This is a genomic window from Streptomyces olindensis (assembly GCF_040645895.1).
GTDB classification, from domain to species: domain Bacteria; phylum Actinomycetota; class Actinomycetes; order Streptomycetales; family Streptomycetaceae; genus Streptomyces; species Streptomyces olindensis.
Map to the genome: position 1 here is coordinate 18,850 of NZ_JBEYZD010000037.1, position 16,018 is coordinate 34,867.

Genomic DNA, 16,018 nt, shown 5'->3' on the forward strand with positions numbered 1-16,018 from the left:
CTTCACAGCTCGCTGAAGGAAGTGACCGTTCATGTCCGCTCCAGCGCCGTCCCCGCTGGCCATCGTCGACGCCGAGCCCCTGCCCCGGCAGGAAGAGGTCCTCACCGAAGCGGCGCTCGCCTTCGTGGGCGAGCTGCACCGGCGGTTCACGCCCCGGCGTGACGAGCTCCTCGCCCGCCGCGCCGAGCGCCGCGCCGAGATCGCCCGCACCTCCACCCTCGACTTCCTCCCGGAGACGGCCGCGATCCGCGCCGACGACTCCTGGCGGGTCGCCCCGGCCCCGGACGCCCTGAACGACCGGCGGGTCGAGATCACCGGCCCCACCGACCGCAAGATGACCATCAACGCGCTCAACTCCGGCGCGAAGGTGTGGCTCGCGGACTTCGAGGACGCCTCCGCCCCCACCTGGGAGAACGTGGTCCTCGGCCAGCTCAACCTGATCGACGCCTACACCCGGAACATCGACTTCACCGACCCGAAGTCGGGCAAGTCCTACGCCCTGAAGGCGAACGAGGAACTCGCCACGGTCGTCATGCGCCCGCGCGGCTGGCACCTGGACGAGCGTCACCTCGTCGACGCGGACGGCACCCCGGTGCCCGGCGCGCTCGTCGACTTCGGCCTGTACTTCTTCCACAACGCCAAGCGCCTGCTGGGCCTGGGCAAGGGCCCCTACTTCTACCTGCCCAAGACGGAGTCGCACCTGGAGGCCCGCCTCTGGAACGAGGTCTTCGTCTTCGCGCAGGACTACGTCGGCGTCCCGCAGGGCACCGTGCGCGCGACCGTGCTGATCGAGACGATCACGGCCGCGTACGAGATGGAGGAGATCCTCTACGAGCTGCGCGACCACGCCTCCGGGCTGAACGCGGGCCGCTGGGACTACCTGTTCTCCATCGTCAAGAACTTCCGTGACGGCGGCGCCAAGTTCGTCCTGCCGGACCGCAACGCGGTGACGATGACGGCCCCGTTCATGCGCGCCTACACCGAACTCCTCGTCCGCACCTGCCACAAGCGCGGCGCGCACGCGATCGGCGGCATGGCGGCGTTCATCCCGTCGCGCCGGGACGCCGAGGTCAACAAGGTGGCCTTCGAGAAGGTCCGCGCCGACAAGGACCGCGAGGCGAACGACGGTTTCGACGGCTCCTGGGTCGCCCACCCCGACCTGGTGCCGATCGCCATGGAGTCCTTCGACAAGGTCCTCGGCGACAAGCCGAACCAGAAGGACCGGCTGCGCGAGGACGTCGACGTCAAGGCGGCCGACCTGATCGCCGTCGACTCGCTGGACGCCAAGCCGACGTACGCGGGTCTGGTCAACGCCGTGCAGGTCGGCATCCGGTACATCGAGGCCTGGCTGCGGGGCCTCGGCGCGGTCGCGATCTTCAACCTCATGGAGGACGCGGCCACCGCGGAGATCTCCCGCTCGCAGATCTGGCAGTGGATCAACGCCGGTGTCGTCCTCGACAACGGCGAGCAGGTCACCGCCGACCTGGCCCGCAAGGTCGCCGCCGAGGAACTCGCGAACATCCGCGCCGAGATCGGGGACGAGGCCTTCGCGGCGGGCAACTGGCAGCAGGCGCACGACCTGCTGCTGAAGGTCTCCCTCGACGAGGACTACGCCGACTTCCTGACGCTGCCGGCGTACGAGCAGCTGAAGGGCTGAGCGGTCAGCGCTCCGAGTGGCCCAGGGACTTCCCCGGGGCCACTCGGTCGCGTACGGCCTGCTTCACGGCCGTCGGCTCCGGGAAGCCCTGCTCGCGGCGGTCCCAGACGACCTCGCCGTCGACGCGGACGACGAACACGCCGCCCTTGCCCGGCTTCAGGGCCAGTTCCGTCAGTTCGGCCTCGAAGGTCGTGAGCAGCTCCTGCGCCAGCCAGGCCGCGCGGGGCAGCCAGCGGCACTGCGTGCAGTACTCGATCTCGACACGGCCACTCATCCGAGGTGCACCGACCAATCCTGTTCGGCCGCGGGCTTGCCGTGCAGATCGGGGACCTGCCTGAGCCACGCGGGGCGTCCTTGCTGGTTCCTCGCCGTCCGCAGGGCCTCCTCGGCGGCGAGCTCCTCCCGGCTGGGGAAGTCGGTGGGCAGCCACTGCCGCGAGGCGCGCACGCGCGCGTGGAGGTACGCCACGTACGCCTCGCGGGCCTCCCCGGGAGAGGCGAAGTCGGTCAGCCAGGCGTCCGGCACCTCCGCCACGATCTCCCGCAGCAGCTCCCCGGTCACCCTGGGCGCCAGCTCCGCGTCGGCCGCCCGCACGTCCGGGGCGTAGTGGCCGAGGGCGTGGTGCCGGAAGTCGTAGGCCTTGGCGGGGTCGGTGCCGTCCCAGCGGTGGTGGAAGACCAGGGCCGCCCCGTGGTCGATCAGCCACAGGCGCGGGGGCGCGACGCCCAGGGTGGGCCAGATCATCAGGTTGGAGCTGTGGACCGTACGGTCGACGTTGGCGGTCAGGGCGTCCAGCCAGACGATCCGGCCCGCCTCCAGCGGGTCCACGCGGAAGGTCTTCGCCACCTCCGGGGTGAAGTCGCGGGCGCCCGGCAGGTAGTCCATGCCGAGGTTGACGCCCGCGCTCGCCGCGTGCAGCTCCCGCACCTCCTGGTGCGGCTCGCCGGCCGCGATCGCCGGGTCGAAGTGCGCCAGCACCAGCTCGGGGAACCGCAGTCCGAGGGCTCGGGCCAGTTCCCCCACGATCACCTCGGCGACGAGTGCCTTGCGGCCCTGCGCGGAGCCGGTGAACTTCACGACGTAGGTGCCGAGGTCGTCGGCCTCGACGATGCCGGGGACGGAGCCGCCGGAGCGCAGGGGCTTGACATAGCGGGTTGCGACGACCTCTCTCAGCATTTCCCCAGGACACCCGTCTCTTCAGGTGGCCGACCGCCCCTTGCTTCCGGCCTCCGGCATGAAGTGAGCATAGTAACCAAGAGTGACCGCTGGTGAGGAGTGCCCCAGTTGTGCGGCGCCGCGGACGGCCGCGGTGTGCGGGGAGGGCACGGGCTTGACGGAGGTGCGCAGTCGCGAGGTGAGGCGATGGGCGAGGTCGGGACGCAGCGCGCCGCCGCCGGCCAGGAGCCCCCCCCCGCCGCAGGGCGTCGAGCGTCTGAGTGCCGCGGTCTTCCTCCAGCATCGCGGTCACCATGGCGGCGATCGTGTCGATGATCCGGCCGGGCGGCGTGAGGCCGTCCAGGTCACTGGTGCCCAGGGCGGTGCGGCGGGCGTCGGTCACCGTGCCGTCGTTGAGCAGGACGGCCTCGGTGACCTGGGCGCCGATGTCCACCACGAGCAGGGGCCGGGTCAGGTCGGCACCGGCGGCCGTGGCGACGGCCCGCGCGGAGGGGACGGTCAGCACGGTGTGTGGCCGCAGGGTCTCCAGCGCGGTGCGGGCCTCGGTACGGAAGGCGACTCCGCCCAGAACAGGTGTGGTCAGGACGATCAAGGGGCTGCCGAAGCACGGCAGGCGGTGGCCGAGCAGGCGGTGGAGCAGCCGTGCGGTTGCCGGGGTGTCGACGATGGCACCGCGCCGGACGGGGTGGATGACGCCGTCGCCGGGAAAGGTCACCGTGGGCACGTCGAGGATGGTCCTGCGTCCGGACACCCAGGCACGGGTGCGGGCGCTGCCGAGGTCGAGGGCGATGTCCGCCGGGCCCTGGGTCATGCCCCCACCGTGGCCGATGCGCGGTGGGAAACACATCGGGCGCACTACCCATCCGCGGCGATTCGAGGGACCCACCGCGGCGTGGGCGATACAGGGGGCGAAATGGGCATTGGAGCCCATGGCCGAGACTCCGCGGGCGGGGCAGGCTTGGCGTCAGGACCGTCCGGCGCGGTGGCCGCGGCTCATGCCAGGGCTTCGCGGTGACCGAAGGAAGGACAAAGGCCCTGTCATGGAGAGGAAGGCGGCATCGCGGTGTCCCTGTTCTGGCGGATCTTCGCACTCAACGCCGTGGTGCTGGGGACCGCGACCGCGCTCCTGCTGTGGGCTCCGGTCACCGTGTCCGTACCGGTCCTGCTGACCGAGGCGATCATTCTGGTGGCAGGACTGGTCGTCATGCTGATCGCCAACGCGGCACTGCTGCGGATCGGGCTGGCCCCCCTGGACCGGCTCACGAAACTCATGACCACCGTCGATCTCCTGCGTCCCGGGCAGCGGCTGCCGGCCCCCGGCCGCGGCGGCATCGCCGAACTGATCCGCACCTTCAACGCCATGCTGGAGAGGCTGGAACACGAGCGGGCCTCCAGCAGCGCCCGCGTGCTGCTCGCTCAGGAAGCCGAGCGGCGCCGCATCGCCCAGGAACTCCACGACGAGGTCGGCCAGAGCATGACCGCCATCCTGTTGGTGCTGAAGCGGTCGGCCGACGAGGCGGACGAACCGCTGCGCGGTGAGCTGCACCAGGCGCAGGAGATCACCCGGGAAAGCCTGGACGAGGTGCGCCGCCTGGTGCGCCGGCTGCGGCCGGGCGTCCTGGAGGACCTTGGCCTGGTGAGTGCCCTGACGTCGCTGACCGGCGAGTTCGCCACCCACACCGGGCTGCGCGTGGTGCGCCGCTTCGATGCCGGCCTGCCCGGCCTGGATCAGGAGACCGAACTGGTGCTGTACCGCGTCGCCCAGGAGGCCCTGACCAACGCGGCCCGCCACGCCGAGGCCGGCCGGGTGGAGGTGAGCCTGAGCCACGCCGACGGCATGGTGGTGCTGGCCGTGGCGGACGACGGCCGCGGGACCGGCATCGCCCGGGAGGGCGCGGGGATCCGCGGGATGCGCGAACGGGCCCTGCTCATCGGGGCCACGCTGGATCTCACCTCCCAGCCGCAGACCGGTACGCAGGTCCGGCTGGCCGTGCCCGTTCCGAGGAAGCAGCAATGACCACCACCGAAACGCCCACGATCCGCATCCTCCTCGCCGACGACCATGCGCTGGTGCGGCGCGGCGTGCGCCTGATCCTCGACCGGGAGCCGGACCTCGAGGTCGTCGCCGAGGCCGGAGACGGGGCGGAGGCCATCGCCCTCGCCCGGACCCACGAGGTGGATCTGGCCGTGCTGGACATCGCCATGCCCCGGATGACCGGCCTGCAGGCCGCCCGCGAGCTGAGCGGGCTGAAGCCGGATGTGCGGGTGCTGATGCTGACGATGCACGACAACGAGCAGTACTTCTTCCAGGCGCTGAAGGCGGGCGCCAGCGGATACGTGCTGAAGTCCGTGGCCGACCGCGACCTGGTCGCCGCCTGCCGGGCCGCGATGCACGACGAGCCCTTCCTCTACCCGGGCGCGGTCACCGCCCTCATCCGCAACTACCTCGATCGCGTGCGGCACGGCGAGGAACCACCCGACCAGGTCCTCACCCCCCGCGAGGAGGAGGTGCTCAAGCTGGTCGCCGAGGGGCACTCCTCCAAGGAGATCGCCGAGATGCTCTTCATCAGCATCAAGACCGTCCACCGGCACCGGGCCAACCTGCTGCACAAACTCGGCCTGCGCGATCGCCTGGAACTCACCCGCTACGCCATCCGCGCCGGCCTCATCGAACCCTGAAGCAGATCAGGAACGGGACCGCTCCACCCAGGCGGCGGCGACATCGAGAAGCACGAGATCACGAAGGGGGACGGCGAGCATGGCACGCCCCTCGCGCACCGTCCCCCGCGTGGGCGCCCTCAGCCCGGCAGTGGCGATCGCTGTCCTGCTCGCCGTCCTCGCCGTCCTGCTCAGCCCGGCGGCCCACGGCAGCACGTACCTCACCGATGGCGTGGCGCCGGCCTCCGGTGCCGTGCGGGCCGACAGCGGACCGTACGCGGACGACGGGCACTCCGCCGTCCGCAGCGCCCTGATCCGAAGCCCTCGCGACACCCCGGGTGAGCGGTCCGCACCGCCGGTCATCGCCACCCTCGCCTCGGACCGCGGGGCCCGCATTCCGCCGTCGCCCGCCCGCTCCGACGGGCCCGCCGTGAGCCCGGTCGCTTCCGTCGGTCCGGCGAACCGCCACCAGGGGCGGGCACCTCCTCCCCACCCGGGCACCTGAACGTCTCTTCCCCCTCTTTTCGTCGACCGCGGCCTGTCCCGGCCGCGGTGTGCCTGCCGGAGGCCCACTTTGACCCGCGCCCTGCGCATCCGAGGGCTGCTCGCCCTCGCCGCTGTCGCACTGTCGCTGTACATCGCCCTGACCGTGCCCGTCCAGCTCGGACTCGATCTGCGCGGCGGCACGCAGATCGTGCTGGAAACCCGCCCCACCGCCACCACCGACGCCGACAGCGAAGCCACCGACCGCACCCTGGAGGTGCTGCGCGGGCGCGTCGACGCGCTCGGCGTCGCCGAACCCACCCTCGCCCGCTCCGGCAGCGACCGGATCGTCGTCGAACTGCCCGGCGTGCAGGACCCGGCCAAGGCCGCGGACGTCCTCGGCCGCACCGCCCAGCTCACCTTCCACCAGGTCCTCGGCACCGCGACCGGTGCCGACGACGGTGCGAAACCGCTCCCGAAACGGCCCCGCGAGCAGGTGCTGGCCGACGAGTCCGGCCAGTTGCTGCGCCTCGAGGCGGCCTCGCTGACCGGCAAGGACGTCAAGGAGGCCGCCGCGCGGCTCGACCAGCAGAGCGGCGCCGGATGGCAGGTCACCGTCGACTTCGAGGGATCCGGCCGCGACGGCTGGGCCCGCCTGACCGGCCGGGCCGCCTGCCACCCGGCGGGGGACCCGGCCCGGAGGGTCGCCATCGTCCTGGACGACAAGATCATCTCCTCGCCCCAGGTCGACCCCTCGGTCGGTTGCGGCTCGGGCATCAACGGCGGCTCCACGCAGATCACCGGGTCCTTCACCCCCGACGAGGCCAAGGAACTGGCCCTGCTCATTAACGGCGGCGCCCTGCCCGTACCCGTCGAGACCATCGAGCAGCGCACCGTCGGCCCCACCTTGGGCGCACACGCCATCACCGCCAGCGCCCAGGCCGCCGCCGTGGGCACCACGCTGACCGCGCTGTTCATCATCGCGGTCTACCGGATCCTGGGCGCTCTGGCCGCCGTCGCGCTGGTCTGCTACGGCCTGATCTCCTACGCCGCCCTGGCCGCCCTCGGCGCCACCCTCACCCTCCCGGGACTCGCCGGGTTCGTGCTGGCCATCGGCATGGCCGTCGACGCCAACGTCCTCGTCTTCGAACGCGCCCGCGAAGAGTACGCCTCGCGCGACCGGACCAGTCCGCGCTCCTCGCTGGCGGCGGGGTTCCGGGGCGCCTTCAGCGCCATCGCCGACTCCAACATCACCACCCTCATCGCCGCCGGCCTGCTGTTCTTCCTCGCCTCCGGGCCCGTGCGGGGCTTCGGCGTCACCCTGGGCATCGGCGTCCTGGCCTCCATGTTCAGTGCCCTGGTCATCACCCGCGTGCTAGCCGACCTCGCCGTCTCCCGGCACCGGTTCCGCCGCCGCCCGCGACTGACGGGCATCGCCCACACCGGGACCGTTCGCGACCTCCTCACCCGCACCAAGCCCCACCTGATGCGCCACCCCCGGCGGTGGCTGGCCGTCTCCGCCGCCGTCCTGGTCCTTGCCGCATCCGGTATCGCCGTGCGGGGCCTGGACTTCGGTGTCGAGTTCACCGGAGGCCGCCTCATCGAATACACCACCGCCACCCCCGTCGACCCCGACCGGGCCCGCACCGCCCTCGCCGACGCCGGCTTCCCCCGCGCCATCGTCCAGACCTCCGGCGACAACCGGCTCACCGTCCGCACCGACCCGTTGACGAACGCCCAGGCAGCCGAGATCACAGATACGGTCAGCGCTCTGACCGGCCACGCCGACAAGCTCCGCGACGAAGCCATCGGCCCCAGCCTCGGCAAGGAACTACGCCACAGCGCCCTCATCGCCCTCGCCGTCGCACTCGGCGCCCAACTCCTCTACCTGGCGGCACGCTTCCGCTGGCTGTTCGGCGCCTCCGCGGTCGCCGCCCTCGCCCACGACGTGGTGATCCTCATCGGCGTCTTCGCCTGGCTCGGCAAACCCGTCGACGGCGTCTTCCTCGCCGCGCTGCTGACCGTCATCGGCTACTCGGTCAACGACTCCGTCGTCGTCTTCGACCGCATCAGGGACCTGATCCGACGGGACCGCGGGACACCCTTCTCAGCCACCGCCGATCGAGCACTGCTGCAGACCCTGCCCCGCACCGTCAACACCGGCATGGGCGCCGCCTTCATCCTCACCGCACTGGCCGTGCTCGGCGGCGACTCCCTCACCGACTTCGCCCTCGCCCTGCTCATCGGCCTCGCCGTCGGCACCTACTCCTCCATGTTCACGGCCACACCCCTCACCATCGAACTCCACGCACGCACACGCAGCCCGGCTCGAGGAAAGCCCTCCTGAAAGGCGGAAGCGCTCACGGTCATGAGGAGGTGGTCCACCGGCGGGCGGTCTGCTGCCATGCGGTCTCCCATGCGCGCATGCGGCGCCGGTCGAGGACGCGTGCGGTGAGGCGGTGGACGAAGGTGCCGGTGATGAGCACCCCGATGGCGGTGAGGGCACCGGCGCCGAGGGCGCGGTCGCGGATCTCGTCCGGACGCATGGGCGGCTCGGTGAGCGTTCCTTCGGCGTTGGTCCACACCCGTACGCGGTGCCCGGCCGGAAGGCCGGGGTCGACATCGGTGGTGGCGGTGCGGGCGGTGCCGTCGGGTGCGGTGTAGCGAACCTTCACCGGATACCGGGTTTCTCCGGCTTCCGCCGAGCCGGGCTCCGGATGCCTGGGCGCGTCGTCGAGGAGCACGGCCGTGGTGTGACGTCCGGCTCGGGCCTGTTCCTTCACGGCGGCCGTGAGCGTGTCGTGCACAGCCGTGCCGACCGCCCACGCGGCCGGCGGGGCGGTGCTCGCCACCGTGAGGGCGAGGACGAGGCCGATCCATGCCTGGAGCAGGTCGCTCGGGCGGCGCAGCGGGTTGCGCCGCCACCGCCACCACGGGACGGCGCGGATCGGCGGCGGCTGAGCTCGCGGAATCGGGTCGGACACCATTCCTCCAGCCACGAGTCGGGGAACGCCGGCTGCGGGAACCGCCTGGGCGCGGCTCCCTCAGGGGACGGGGTGGGCAGGGGGGCCCAGAGAGGGGTGGTGCTGGGCGGAGCGCAGGGCCTCGGCGGCTCCGCGCACGGCGGCGGTGTGCGGCTGGGGCACCTGCTGTACCGGGCCGTGCAGTCGCACGGACAGCTGGGAGACCAGCTCCGGGCGCAGGGCCCCGCCCCCGGCGAGCAGCGGCCCGCGGTCGAGGGCGTCGACGAACTGCGGCAGGGGATCGTCGCGCATCATCTTCGTGATCACGGCGGTGATGTCTGCGGCCAGGTGCGCTGCGGTGCTCTCGTCCAGGTCGCGGGTGCCCCTCGCCTCCCGTCGTGCCGAAAGCATCTCGCCGTCGGCCAGCAGCGCGACCTCGGTCAGGTGGGCGCCGATGTCGATCACGAGCAGCGGGCGGAACGGGTCGGCCCCCGCGGCCAGGGCGATGGCCATGACGCTGTCCAGCGCCAGCACGGTGCGCGGGCGCAGCACCTGGAGGATGCCCACGGCGGTGGTGTGGTGCTGCCGGTCGCTGAGGACCGGCATGGTGAACGCGATCACCGGCTGGGCGTTCTCCGGGAGGCGGTGGGCCAGCAGGCGGGACAGCAGCCGCGCGGTACCGGCCGGGTCGACGATGGTGCCGCGCTGGACGGGATGGGCGGCGAGGTCGTCCGGGCCGGTGGTGGTGGGCACGTCGATGATGCGGTGGCGGCCGGCCGTCCAGGCGCGCGTGCGGGCGCTGCCCAGGTCGATGGCGATCGCGGGGCAGCGTCGGCAGGCCGGCCAGGGCGGGCGACGAACAGGGGCGATCATGAGCGGACCTCCCTGATGCGGTGGCAGCGCCCGCAGTAGCGGGCCTGCGGCACGATGCGCAGCCGTGCCGGCTCGATGGGGTGGCGGCACTGCCGGCAGATGCCGTAGGTGCCCTGATCCATGCGCTCGAGGGCGGCTTCGACGTCGGCGAGGACCATCCGGGCCGAGGCACACAGCTGGATGTGGACCTCCAGCTGGGCGACCGCGGCCTGTTCGCGGACGCGCTGGGCCCGGGCGGGAGCGCCCTGCCAGAGCTGGGCCAGCTGGTCCAGGCGGAAGGCACGCTGCTCGTCGAGGTTGTCCCGCAGCGCGGCCAGTTCGGCCGCGCTCAGGCCCGCACGGGTGACGGCACCGACGACCTGCTGGTTCACGACTTCACCACTTTCCAGAAATGAAGGGTTTCCAGAAATGAAGGGTTTTCAGAAATGAAGGGCCGTTCTGATCAGCCGGCGCGCTGCTGGCAGGGCACGCAGCACCGCGCGTACGGCAGGATCTCCAGCCGTTCCACCGGGATCGGCCTGCCGCACACCTGGCAGATGCCGTACGTGCCCTGCTGCAGCCGGGCGAAGGCGGCGTCGATCTCTTTCAGCGCCTGTTCGATCGCTCCCCTCTGCACGACCTGCAGATCATCGGCCTGCGGAGCACCGCCGGAGGCTTCGTCGACGGCCTGCAGCTGGGCGAGACGGGTGCTGCGCTCGTGCTCCAGACGCCGGCGTGCCTCAGTCGCACTGAGGCGTTCGACAGCGGAACCGGCGCGGGCGGCGGAGTCCAGCGACATGATGAAACAGTCCCTTCCCACATCAGCCGAGCAGGGAGACCACCGCGTTCACGGGCACTCTCCCCTTGGCCTTCCACCCTCATCGCCCGGGCAGGAGAAGGCCATCGGGCGCAGGCCCCATTTCGCTGGGGACGGACGGTGCAGAGGGTCCAGCCGTGCGCCGGGCCGGCGCGGATCGGGAGCGGGCGGATCCGCAGCCTTCGGGAGTGGCGGATTCGCGGCCTTCAGGAGTGGTGGAACAGGCGGCGGGAGAGCGTGTTGACCTGGCTGCCGGGGACGACGTACTGCGCGGCGGCCTCGCGCCAGACCTGGAGCGGGCTCGTGCCGGTGACTGCCCGGAGCCGCCGGCTGGAATGCCGGAGGCTCATGTTCGACCGGCGAGCGAGTTCGGCGACCGTGACCGGCTCGTCGAGCCGTTCGCGCGTCCGGTCGAGCAGGCCGGACAGACCGTACCGGCCCTCCCCGGGGCCGTCGCCGTCGGCGCCGGACAGGGGATCGGCGATGAACTGCGCCTGCCCGCCCGCGCGGTGTGGGGAGATGACGAGCCGCCGTGCCAGCGCGTTGGCCAGGGCCGCGCCGTGGTCGCTGCGGACCACGTGCAGGCAGAGGTCGATCCCGGCGGCCTGTCCCGCGGAGGTCAGCACGTCACCGTCGTCGATGTACAGCACACCAGGGTCCACCTCGACCTCCGGGTAGCTCTCGGCCAGCCGCCGGACGTACATCCAGTGGGTGGTCGCGCGGCGGCCGTCGAGCAGCCCGGCAGCGGCCAGCACGAAGGCCCCGGTGCAGATGGAGGCGACCCGTGCGCCCCGCTCGTGCGCCGCCCGCACGGCCTCCACCAGGTCCCGGGGCGGGCCCTGGCGCCTTCGCGGTTGCTGCTGCCGGCCGCCGCGCCGGCGGTGCTCACCCTTGCATGGGCCGTGTGGGCCGCGCGGCGGTCACCGTGGCCTGCGGGCCGTCCCGCTCGGCAGCCCCCGGGGCAGGTAAATTAGGTTAGGCTAACCTTCACCCCGTGAGATCTGGTGAAGAACCCGTCGGCGGAAAGCGTCTGCGCGGGCATCGACTTTCGGCGACGCACGTCACCGTGTCGTACGACGGCACGGACGTCGTGCACGACGCGGCGATCACGCTGCGCCCCGGTGAGGTGACCGTCCTGGTCGGCCCCAACGGCAGCGGGAAGTCGACGCTGCTGCGGACGATCGCCCGGTTGCAGCGGGCCCGCCGGGCCGAGATCGGCATCGACGACGACACCGACGGACTCGCCCTGTCCGCCCGGGAGTTCGCGCGGTACGTGGCCCTGCTGACGCAGGGGCGGCCCACGCCCAGCGGGCTGACCGTGCGGGACCTCGTCGAGTTCGGCCGCTACCCCTACCGGGGCCGCTTCGGCCGTCCGGACCCGGACGCGTCGAGCGCGGTGGAGCGGGCGCTCGCGCTGACCGGCGTCACGGAGCTCGCCGAGCGCGGCGCCGACCACCTGTCCGGCGGGCAGTTGCAGCGCGTGTGGCTGGCCGGTTGCCTCGCGCAGGAGACCGGCGTGCTGCTGCTGGACGAGCCGACGACCTACCTCGACCTGCGCTACCAGATCGAACTCCTCGACCTCGTCCGCGACCTGGCGGACGACCACGGGATCGCCGTCGGGGTCGTCCTGCACGACCTCGACCAGGCGGCGGCCCTCGCCGACCGGATCACGCTGCTCGAAGCGGGCCGGATCGTCGCCGACGGCCGGCCCGAGGACGTCCTGACGCCGGAGCGCCTCACCGCCGTGTACGGCATCCGGATCGACGTCGACACCGACCCCCTCACCGGCCGGCTGCGGACCCGTCCGATCGGCCGCCACCACACCCGCACCACCCGAAGCGAAAGGCTCGGCACCACCTCATGAGACGCCTCCTGCTCACCGCGGCCACCACCGCCGCGGCACTCGCCCTCGCCGCCTGCGGCACGACCGAGCCGGCCGCCGACAGCGCGCGGAAGAAGACCTCCGAGGCCATCCGCCTCACCGACTCCACCGGCGCGAAGGTCGAACTCGACGGCCCCGCCGAGAAGGTCGTCGCCACCGAGTGGAACGAGGTCGAGAGCCTCATCACCCTCGGCGTCGACCCCGTGGGCGTCGCCGACGTCAAGGGCTACCGGACCTGGGACACCGCCGTCCCGCTGAAGAACGAGCCCAAGGACATCGGCACGCGGGGCGAGCCGAGCATGGACACCATCGCCTCGCTCTCCCCCGACCTGATCGTGGCCAGCTCCGACCTGCCGGACGCCGCCGTGAAGCAGCTGCGGAAGATCGCCCCGGTCCTGGAGATCAAGTCGGCCGACGCCTCCGACCAGATCGGGCAGATGTTCGAGAACCTCGACCTGATCGCGAAGGCCACCGGCACCACCGACAAGGCCGAGGCCGCCCGCAAGAGCTTCGAGGCCAAGGTCGCCGAGGGCGGGAAGGCCCTCGCCGACGCCGAGCTCGACGGCGCCTCCCTCGCCTTCGCCGACGGCTACGTCACCTCCAACCAGGTCTCCGTGCGCCCCTACACCAGCGGCTCCCTCATCGGCGCCGTCAACGAGGAACTCGGCCTGAAGAACGCCTGGAAGGTCAAGGGCGACCCGGTCTACGGCCTCGGCACCACCGACGTCGAGGGCCTGACCGCCCTGCCGGAGGACACCGAGTTCGCCTACATCGGCAACGACGGCGACCAGGCCAGCAACCCGTTCGCCGGGCAGCTGAAGAAGAACGCCGTGTGGACCTCCCTGCCGTTCGTGAAGGCGGGCGACGTGCACCGGCTGCCCGACGGCATCTGGATGTTCGGCGGTCCCGGGTCGATGGAGGCGTACATCGACGCCCTCGTCGGCGCGCTGACGAAGTAACGCCCGTCATGGCCGTCACCGAAGCGCCCCCCGCCCTCCGTCCCCCGGCGGCCGCGTCCCGGGCGGGCGCGGCCGCGGTGACGGCCGGGCTCGTCCTCCTCGTCGCCGCCCTCGCCGTCGTCGACATCACCCAGGGCACCGCCGCCGTCGGGCCGGCGCAGGTGTTCAAGGCCCTGACCGGGCGGGCCGATCCGTCCGACGCCTCCGTGGTGATCGCCTCCCGGCTGCCGCGGATGACCGCCGGCATCCTGGTCGGCGTCGTCCTCGGCATCGCGGGCGCCGTGCTCCAGGCCGTCAGCCGCAACGTGCTCGCCTCGCCCGACACCCTCGCCGTGAACGCCGGTTCGTACCTGGCGCTCGGGCTGGTCGGCGCCACCGGCGTCTCCCTGCCGCTGCTCGCCTCCTCCGGCGTCGCCTTCGCGGGCGGGCTGCTGGCGGCGGCCGTGGTGCTCGCCCTGTCCGGCCTGGGCACGGGCACCGTACGGCTGGTCCTCGCCGGCACGGCGCTCGCGCTGGGCCTGAACTCCCTGACGGAAGGGCTGCTCCTGCTGTTCCCGCAGCAGACGGAGGGCCTCTACCAGTGGAACCAGGGCAGTATCGGCCAGAACGGCTTCGACGGCGTCCTGCAGTTGCTGCCCGTCGCGCTCGTGGGACTCGCCGGGCTGCTGCTGGTCGCCCGCCGGGTCGACGCGCTCGCCCTCGGGGACGACGCGGCGCGCGGGCTGGGCGTGCCGGTCCACGCCACCCGCGTCACGGTGGTCGTGCTCGCGGCGCTGTTGTCCGCCGCGGCCGTCACGCTCGCCGGGCCCATCGGCTTCGTCGGGCTGTGCGCACCCGCCCTGGTCCGTCCGCTCGCCCGCCGGTTCCGGGCCTTCGTCCGCGCCCGGGCCGCCCTGCCCGCGGCCGGACTGGCCGGGGCCGCCCTGGTGCTCGGCTCGGACGTGCTGCTGCGGTCCCTGATCCCCGCGGACACGGCGGTGGCCGTCCCCACCGGCATCGTCACCAGCCTGGTCGGTGCCGTGTTCCTGGTGGTGACGGCCCTGCGGCTGCGGGACACGGCCGGAGCCGACGCGCCGGACCGGATGCGCGTTCCCAGCCGGACGGCGTTCCTGGGCACGGTGACCGCCCTGGTCGCCGTGGTCGTCGGCGTCACGCTGGCGGGTGTCCTGCTGGGCGACAGCAAGCTCCTGCTCGGCGATGTCGCCAACTGGGCGCAGGGCAGGGCCGGCCGGACCGTGTCCTTCGTCCTGGACACCCGCGTGCCGCGCGTGCTCGCGGCGCTGTGCGCGGGCGCCTCGCTCGCTCTGGCCGGCACGCTCGTGCAGGCCGTGACCCGCAACCCGCTGGCGGAGCCCGGGGTGCTGGGCGTCTCCGGCGGGGCCGCGCTGGGGGCCGTACTGCTGGTGACCACCGTGCCCGCCGCGGGCTCCTGGGGCGTCGCGGGCGCCGCGTTCACCGGCGCGGCGCTGGCCTCCGGCGTCGTCTTCGGGCTCGCCGCCCGGGGCGGCTACCGGCAGAACCGGCTGGTTCTCGTCGGCATCGGCATGGCGGCCGGTTCCACGGCGCTGATCAGCCTGCTCATCGTGCTCACCGACCCGTTCAACGCCACCAAGGCGCTGACCTGGCTGTCCGGTTCGACGTACGGGCGGACCATGACGGACGTGCTGCCCTTGGCGCTCGTGCTGGCGCTGGGTCTGGCCGTCGCGGTCGCCCGGCGCACCGAGCTGGACCTGGTCTCGCTGGACGAGGACACCCCGCGGCTGCTCGGCCTCGGACTGCCCCGGGCGAGGCTCGGCTTCCTCGTGGTGGGCGTGCTGCTCGCCGCGACCGCCGTGGCCTCGGCCGGCACCATCGGCTTCGTGGGGCTCGTGGCGCCGCACGCGGCACGCGCCCTCGTCGGCCGGCGGCACGCGCGGGTGGTGCCGGTCGCCGTCCTGCTGGGGGCCGCGCTCGTCTGCACGGCCGACCTGCTCGGCCGCACGGTCATCGCCCCCGCCCAGCTGGGCGCCGGCCTGATGACGGCGATGATCGGCACGCCGTACTTCCTGTGGCTGCTGGTGCGCGGCCGGGGCGCGGCGAGGTCATGAGCCGTCGGGGCGCCGCCGGTTGAGGGGGCGGAAGACGTACAGGTCGAGGATGTCGGGCAGCGGGGCGACACCGGGACCGCCCCGGCGGACCCACGCGACGACGTCCTCGGTCGCGGCCGGGTCGTTGACCAGCCCGAGCCAGACCGGGCGGGCACCGGCGGCCCGTCCGGCGGAGGACGGCTGGACGACGATGACGTTGGCCTGGTCGCACACGTCCAGGCAGTCGGAGACGCGGACCGGCGCCACGGCGCGCAGGCGCTCGGTCTGGGCCGCGTGATCGATCCCGGTCACCTTGGGGCTGCCGCAGCAGCAGTCCCGGCAGACGACGACGCGGCACGGCACGGGGCCGGGGTCCGGCCCGTCCGGGAGATCGTCGTTCGCCGCGCCGGACGGCGTCGCGGACATGCCGCACCTGCCCTCTCTCCGGGGAGGTCCGCCCCGGTGGTTCGTGGAGGAGCCCACCCCGTGGGTCTCCCGGTTTCCC

At 72.8% G+C, this 16,018-nt stretch carries 15 protein-coding genes and 2 pseudogenes; 8 read left to right on the forward strand and 9 right to left on the reverse strand.

The annotated features are described in order from the left end of the window. Positions 1–31: 31 nt before the first annotated feature. Positions 32–1,657: a malate synthase A gene (gene aceB / locus ABZ948_RS23550; RefSeq protein ID WP_359762521.1), complete on the forward strand. Its 1,626-nt coding sequence runs from the start codon at positions 32–34 to the stop codon at positions 1,655–1,657. Between the two features lie 4 nt (positions 1,658–1,661). On the opposite strand, the gene ABZ948_RS23555 is transcribed toward aceB, so the two are convergent. From ABZ948_RS23555 to ABZ948_RS23565, 3 genes and pseudogenes are all read right to left on the reverse strand, one after another. Then, on the reverse strand, positions 1,662–1,931 hold the full coding sequence (locus ABZ948_RS23555; protein ID WP_359762522.1) for an Rdx family protein: 270 nt from the start codon (positions 1,929–1,931) through the stop codon (positions 1,662–1,664). Further along, a complete protein-coding gene (locus tag ABZ948_RS23560; RefSeq protein ID WP_359762523.1) occupies positions 1,928–2,833 on the reverse strand; it encodes a HipA family kinase in 906 nt (301 codons plus the stop codon). Before ABZ948_RS23560 ends, ABZ948_RS23555 begins: the two co-directional genes overlap by 4 nt. A 21-nt stretch (positions 2,834–2,854) precedes the next feature. Then, a pseudogene (locus tag ABZ948_RS23565) lies at positions 2,855–3,680 on the reverse strand (hypothetical protein). 216 nt (positions 3,681–3,896) lie between these two features. On the opposite strand from ABZ948_RS23565, the gene ABZ948_RS23570 reads away from it, so the two are divergent. The 4 genes from ABZ948_RS23570 to secD all read left to right on the forward strand — a co-directional run bounded on the left by ABZ948_RS23570 (position 3,897) and on the right by secD (position 8,321). Further along, complete coding sequence (locus ABZ948_RS23570) at positions 3,897–4,850, forward strand: HAMP domain-containing sensor histidine kinase (protein ID WP_359762525.1); 954 nt, start codon at positions 3,897–3,899, stop codon at positions 4,848–4,850. Then, a complete protein-coding gene (locus tag ABZ948_RS23575; RefSeq protein ID WP_359762527.1) occupies positions 4,847–5,512 on the forward strand; it encodes a response regulator in 666 nt (221 codons plus the stop codon). Before ABZ948_RS23570 ends, ABZ948_RS23575 begins: the two co-directional genes overlap by 4 nt. Before the next feature lie 79 nt (positions 5,513–5,591). Next, positions 5,592–5,996, forward strand: a complete 405-nt coding sequence (locus ABZ948_RS23580; RefSeq protein WP_359762529.1) for a hypothetical protein — start codon at positions 5,592–5,594, stop codon at positions 5,994–5,996. A gap of 69 nt (positions 5,997–6,065) precedes the next feature. Continuing rightward, positions 6,066–8,321 (forward strand): protein translocase subunit SecD, encoded by a 2,256-nt coding sequence (gene secD / locus ABZ948_RS23585; protein ID WP_359762531.1) that lies wholly within the window; start codon positions 6,066–6,068, stop codon positions 8,319–8,321. 19 nt (positions 8,322–8,340) lie between these two features. On the opposite strand, the gene ABZ948_RS23590 is transcribed toward secD, so the two are convergent. The 5 genes and pseudogenes from ABZ948_RS23590 to ABZ948_RS23610 form a co-directional block, all read right to left on the reverse strand. Continuing rightward, on the reverse strand, positions 8,341–8,958 hold the full coding sequence (locus ABZ948_RS23590; protein WP_359762533.1) for an Rv1733c family protein: 618 nt from the start codon (positions 8,956–8,958) through the stop codon (positions 8,341–8,343). Between the two features lie 60 nt (positions 8,959–9,018). Then, positions 9,019–9,810 carry a rod shape-determining protein gene (locus ABZ948_RS23595; RefSeq protein WP_359762535.1) on the reverse strand — a complete coding sequence of 264 codons (792 nt, stop codon included), beginning with the start codon at positions 9,808–9,810 and terminating at the stop codon, positions 9,019–9,021. After that, the gene (locus tag ABZ948_RS23600) at positions 9,807–10,181 is read right to left on the reverse strand and encodes a TraR/DksA family transcriptional regulator (protein ID WP_359762537.1); all 375 of its coding nucleotides are present in this window, start codon (positions 10,179–10,181) and stop codon (positions 9,807–9,809) included. Before ABZ948_RS23600 ends, ABZ948_RS23595 begins: the two co-directional genes overlap by 4 nt. A 71-nt stretch (positions 10,182–10,252) precedes the next feature. Beyond that, positions 10,253–10,588, reverse strand: a complete 336-nt coding sequence (locus ABZ948_RS23605) for a TraR/DksA C4-type zinc finger protein (RefSeq protein ID WP_359762539.1) — start codon at positions 10,586–10,588, stop codon at positions 10,253–10,255. Positions 10,589–10,896: 308 nt separating this feature from the next. Further along, positions 10,897–11,448: pseudogene (locus ABZ948_RS23610) on the reverse strand (DJ-1/PfpI family protein); the annotation flags it as partial. A gap of 152 nt (positions 11,449–11,600) precedes the next feature. Between ABZ948_RS23610 and ABZ948_RS23615 the strand changes: the two are divergent. Genes ABZ948_RS23615 through ABZ948_RS23625 form a run of 3 tightly spaced genes read left to right on the forward strand, consistent with a single transcriptional unit; the run spans position 11,601 to position 15,534 of the window. Beyond that, positions 11,601–12,470 carry an ABC transporter ATP-binding protein gene (locus tag ABZ948_RS23615; protein WP_359762541.1) on the forward strand — a complete coding sequence of 290 codons (870 nt, stop codon included), beginning with the start codon at positions 11,601–11,603 and terminating at the stop codon, positions 12,468–12,470. Beyond that, the gene (locus ABZ948_RS23620) at positions 12,467–13,447 is read left to right on the forward strand and encodes an iron-siderophore ABC transporter substrate-binding protein (protein ID WP_359762543.1); all 981 of its coding nucleotides are present in this window, start codon (positions 12,467–12,469) and stop codon (positions 13,445–13,447) included. Before ABZ948_RS23615 ends, ABZ948_RS23620 begins: the two co-directional genes overlap by 4 nt. 8 nt (positions 13,448–13,455) lie before the next feature. Next, the gene (locus ABZ948_RS23625; protein WP_359762545.1) at positions 13,456–15,534 is read left to right on the forward strand and encodes an iron ABC transporter permease; all 2,079 of its coding nucleotides are present in this window, start codon (positions 13,456–13,458) and stop codon (positions 15,532–15,534) included. On the opposite strand, the gene ABZ948_RS23630 is transcribed toward ABZ948_RS23625, so the two are convergent. Then, complete coding sequence (locus tag ABZ948_RS23630) at positions 15,529–15,939, reverse strand: (2Fe-2S) ferredoxin domain-containing protein (protein WP_359762547.1); 411 nt, start codon at positions 15,937–15,939, stop codon at positions 15,529–15,531. The genes ABZ948_RS23625 and ABZ948_RS23630 overlap by 6 nt on opposite strands. Between the last annotated feature and the right edge of the window lie 79 nt (positions 15,940–16,018).

What these genes read in the sequence shown, in the direction of transcription:
- aceB (WP_359762521.1), top strand. Translation starts at nt 32, where the DNA reads ATGTCCGCTCCAGCGCCGTCCCCGCTGGCCATCGTCGACGCCGAGCCC.
- ABZ948_RS23555 (WP_359762522.1), bottom strand. Translation starts at nt 1,931, where the DNA reads ATGAGTGGCCGTGTCGAGATCGAGTACTGCACGCAGTGCCGCTGGCTG.
- ABZ948_RS23560 (WP_359762523.1), bottom strand. Translation starts at nt 2,833, where the DNA reads ATGCTGAGAGAGGTCGTCGCAACCCGCTATGTCAAGCCCCTGCGCTCC.
- ABZ948_RS23575 (WP_359762527.1), top strand. Translation starts at nt 4,847, where the DNA reads ATGACCACCACCGAAACGCCCACGATCCGCATCCTCCTCGCCGACGAC.
- ABZ948_RS23580 (WP_359762529.1), top strand. Translation starts at nt 5,592, where the DNA reads ATGGCACGCCCCTCGCGCACCGTCCCCCGCGTGGGCGCCCTCAGCCCG.
- ABZ948_RS23595 (WP_359762535.1), bottom strand. Translation starts at nt 9,810, where the DNA reads ATGATCGCCCCTGTTCGTCGCCCGCCCTGGCCGGCCTGCCGACGCTGC.
- ABZ948_RS23605 (WP_359762539.1), bottom strand. Translation starts at nt 10,588, where the DNA reads ATGTCGCTGGACTCCGCCGCCCGCGCCGGTTCCGCTGTCGAACGCCTC.
- ABZ948_RS23620 (WP_359762543.1), top strand. Translation starts at nt 12,467, where the DNA reads ATGAGACGCCTCCTGCTCACCGCGGCCACCACCGCCGCGGCACTCGCC.
- ABZ948_RS23625 (WP_359762545.1), top strand. Translation starts at nt 13,456, where the DNA reads ATGGCCGTCACCGAAGCGCCCCCCGCCCTCCGTCCCCCGGCGGCCGCG.
- ABZ948_RS23630 (WP_359762547.1), bottom strand. Translation starts at nt 15,939, where the DNA reads ATGTCCGCGACGCCGTCCGGCGCGGCGAACGACGATCTCCCGGACGGG.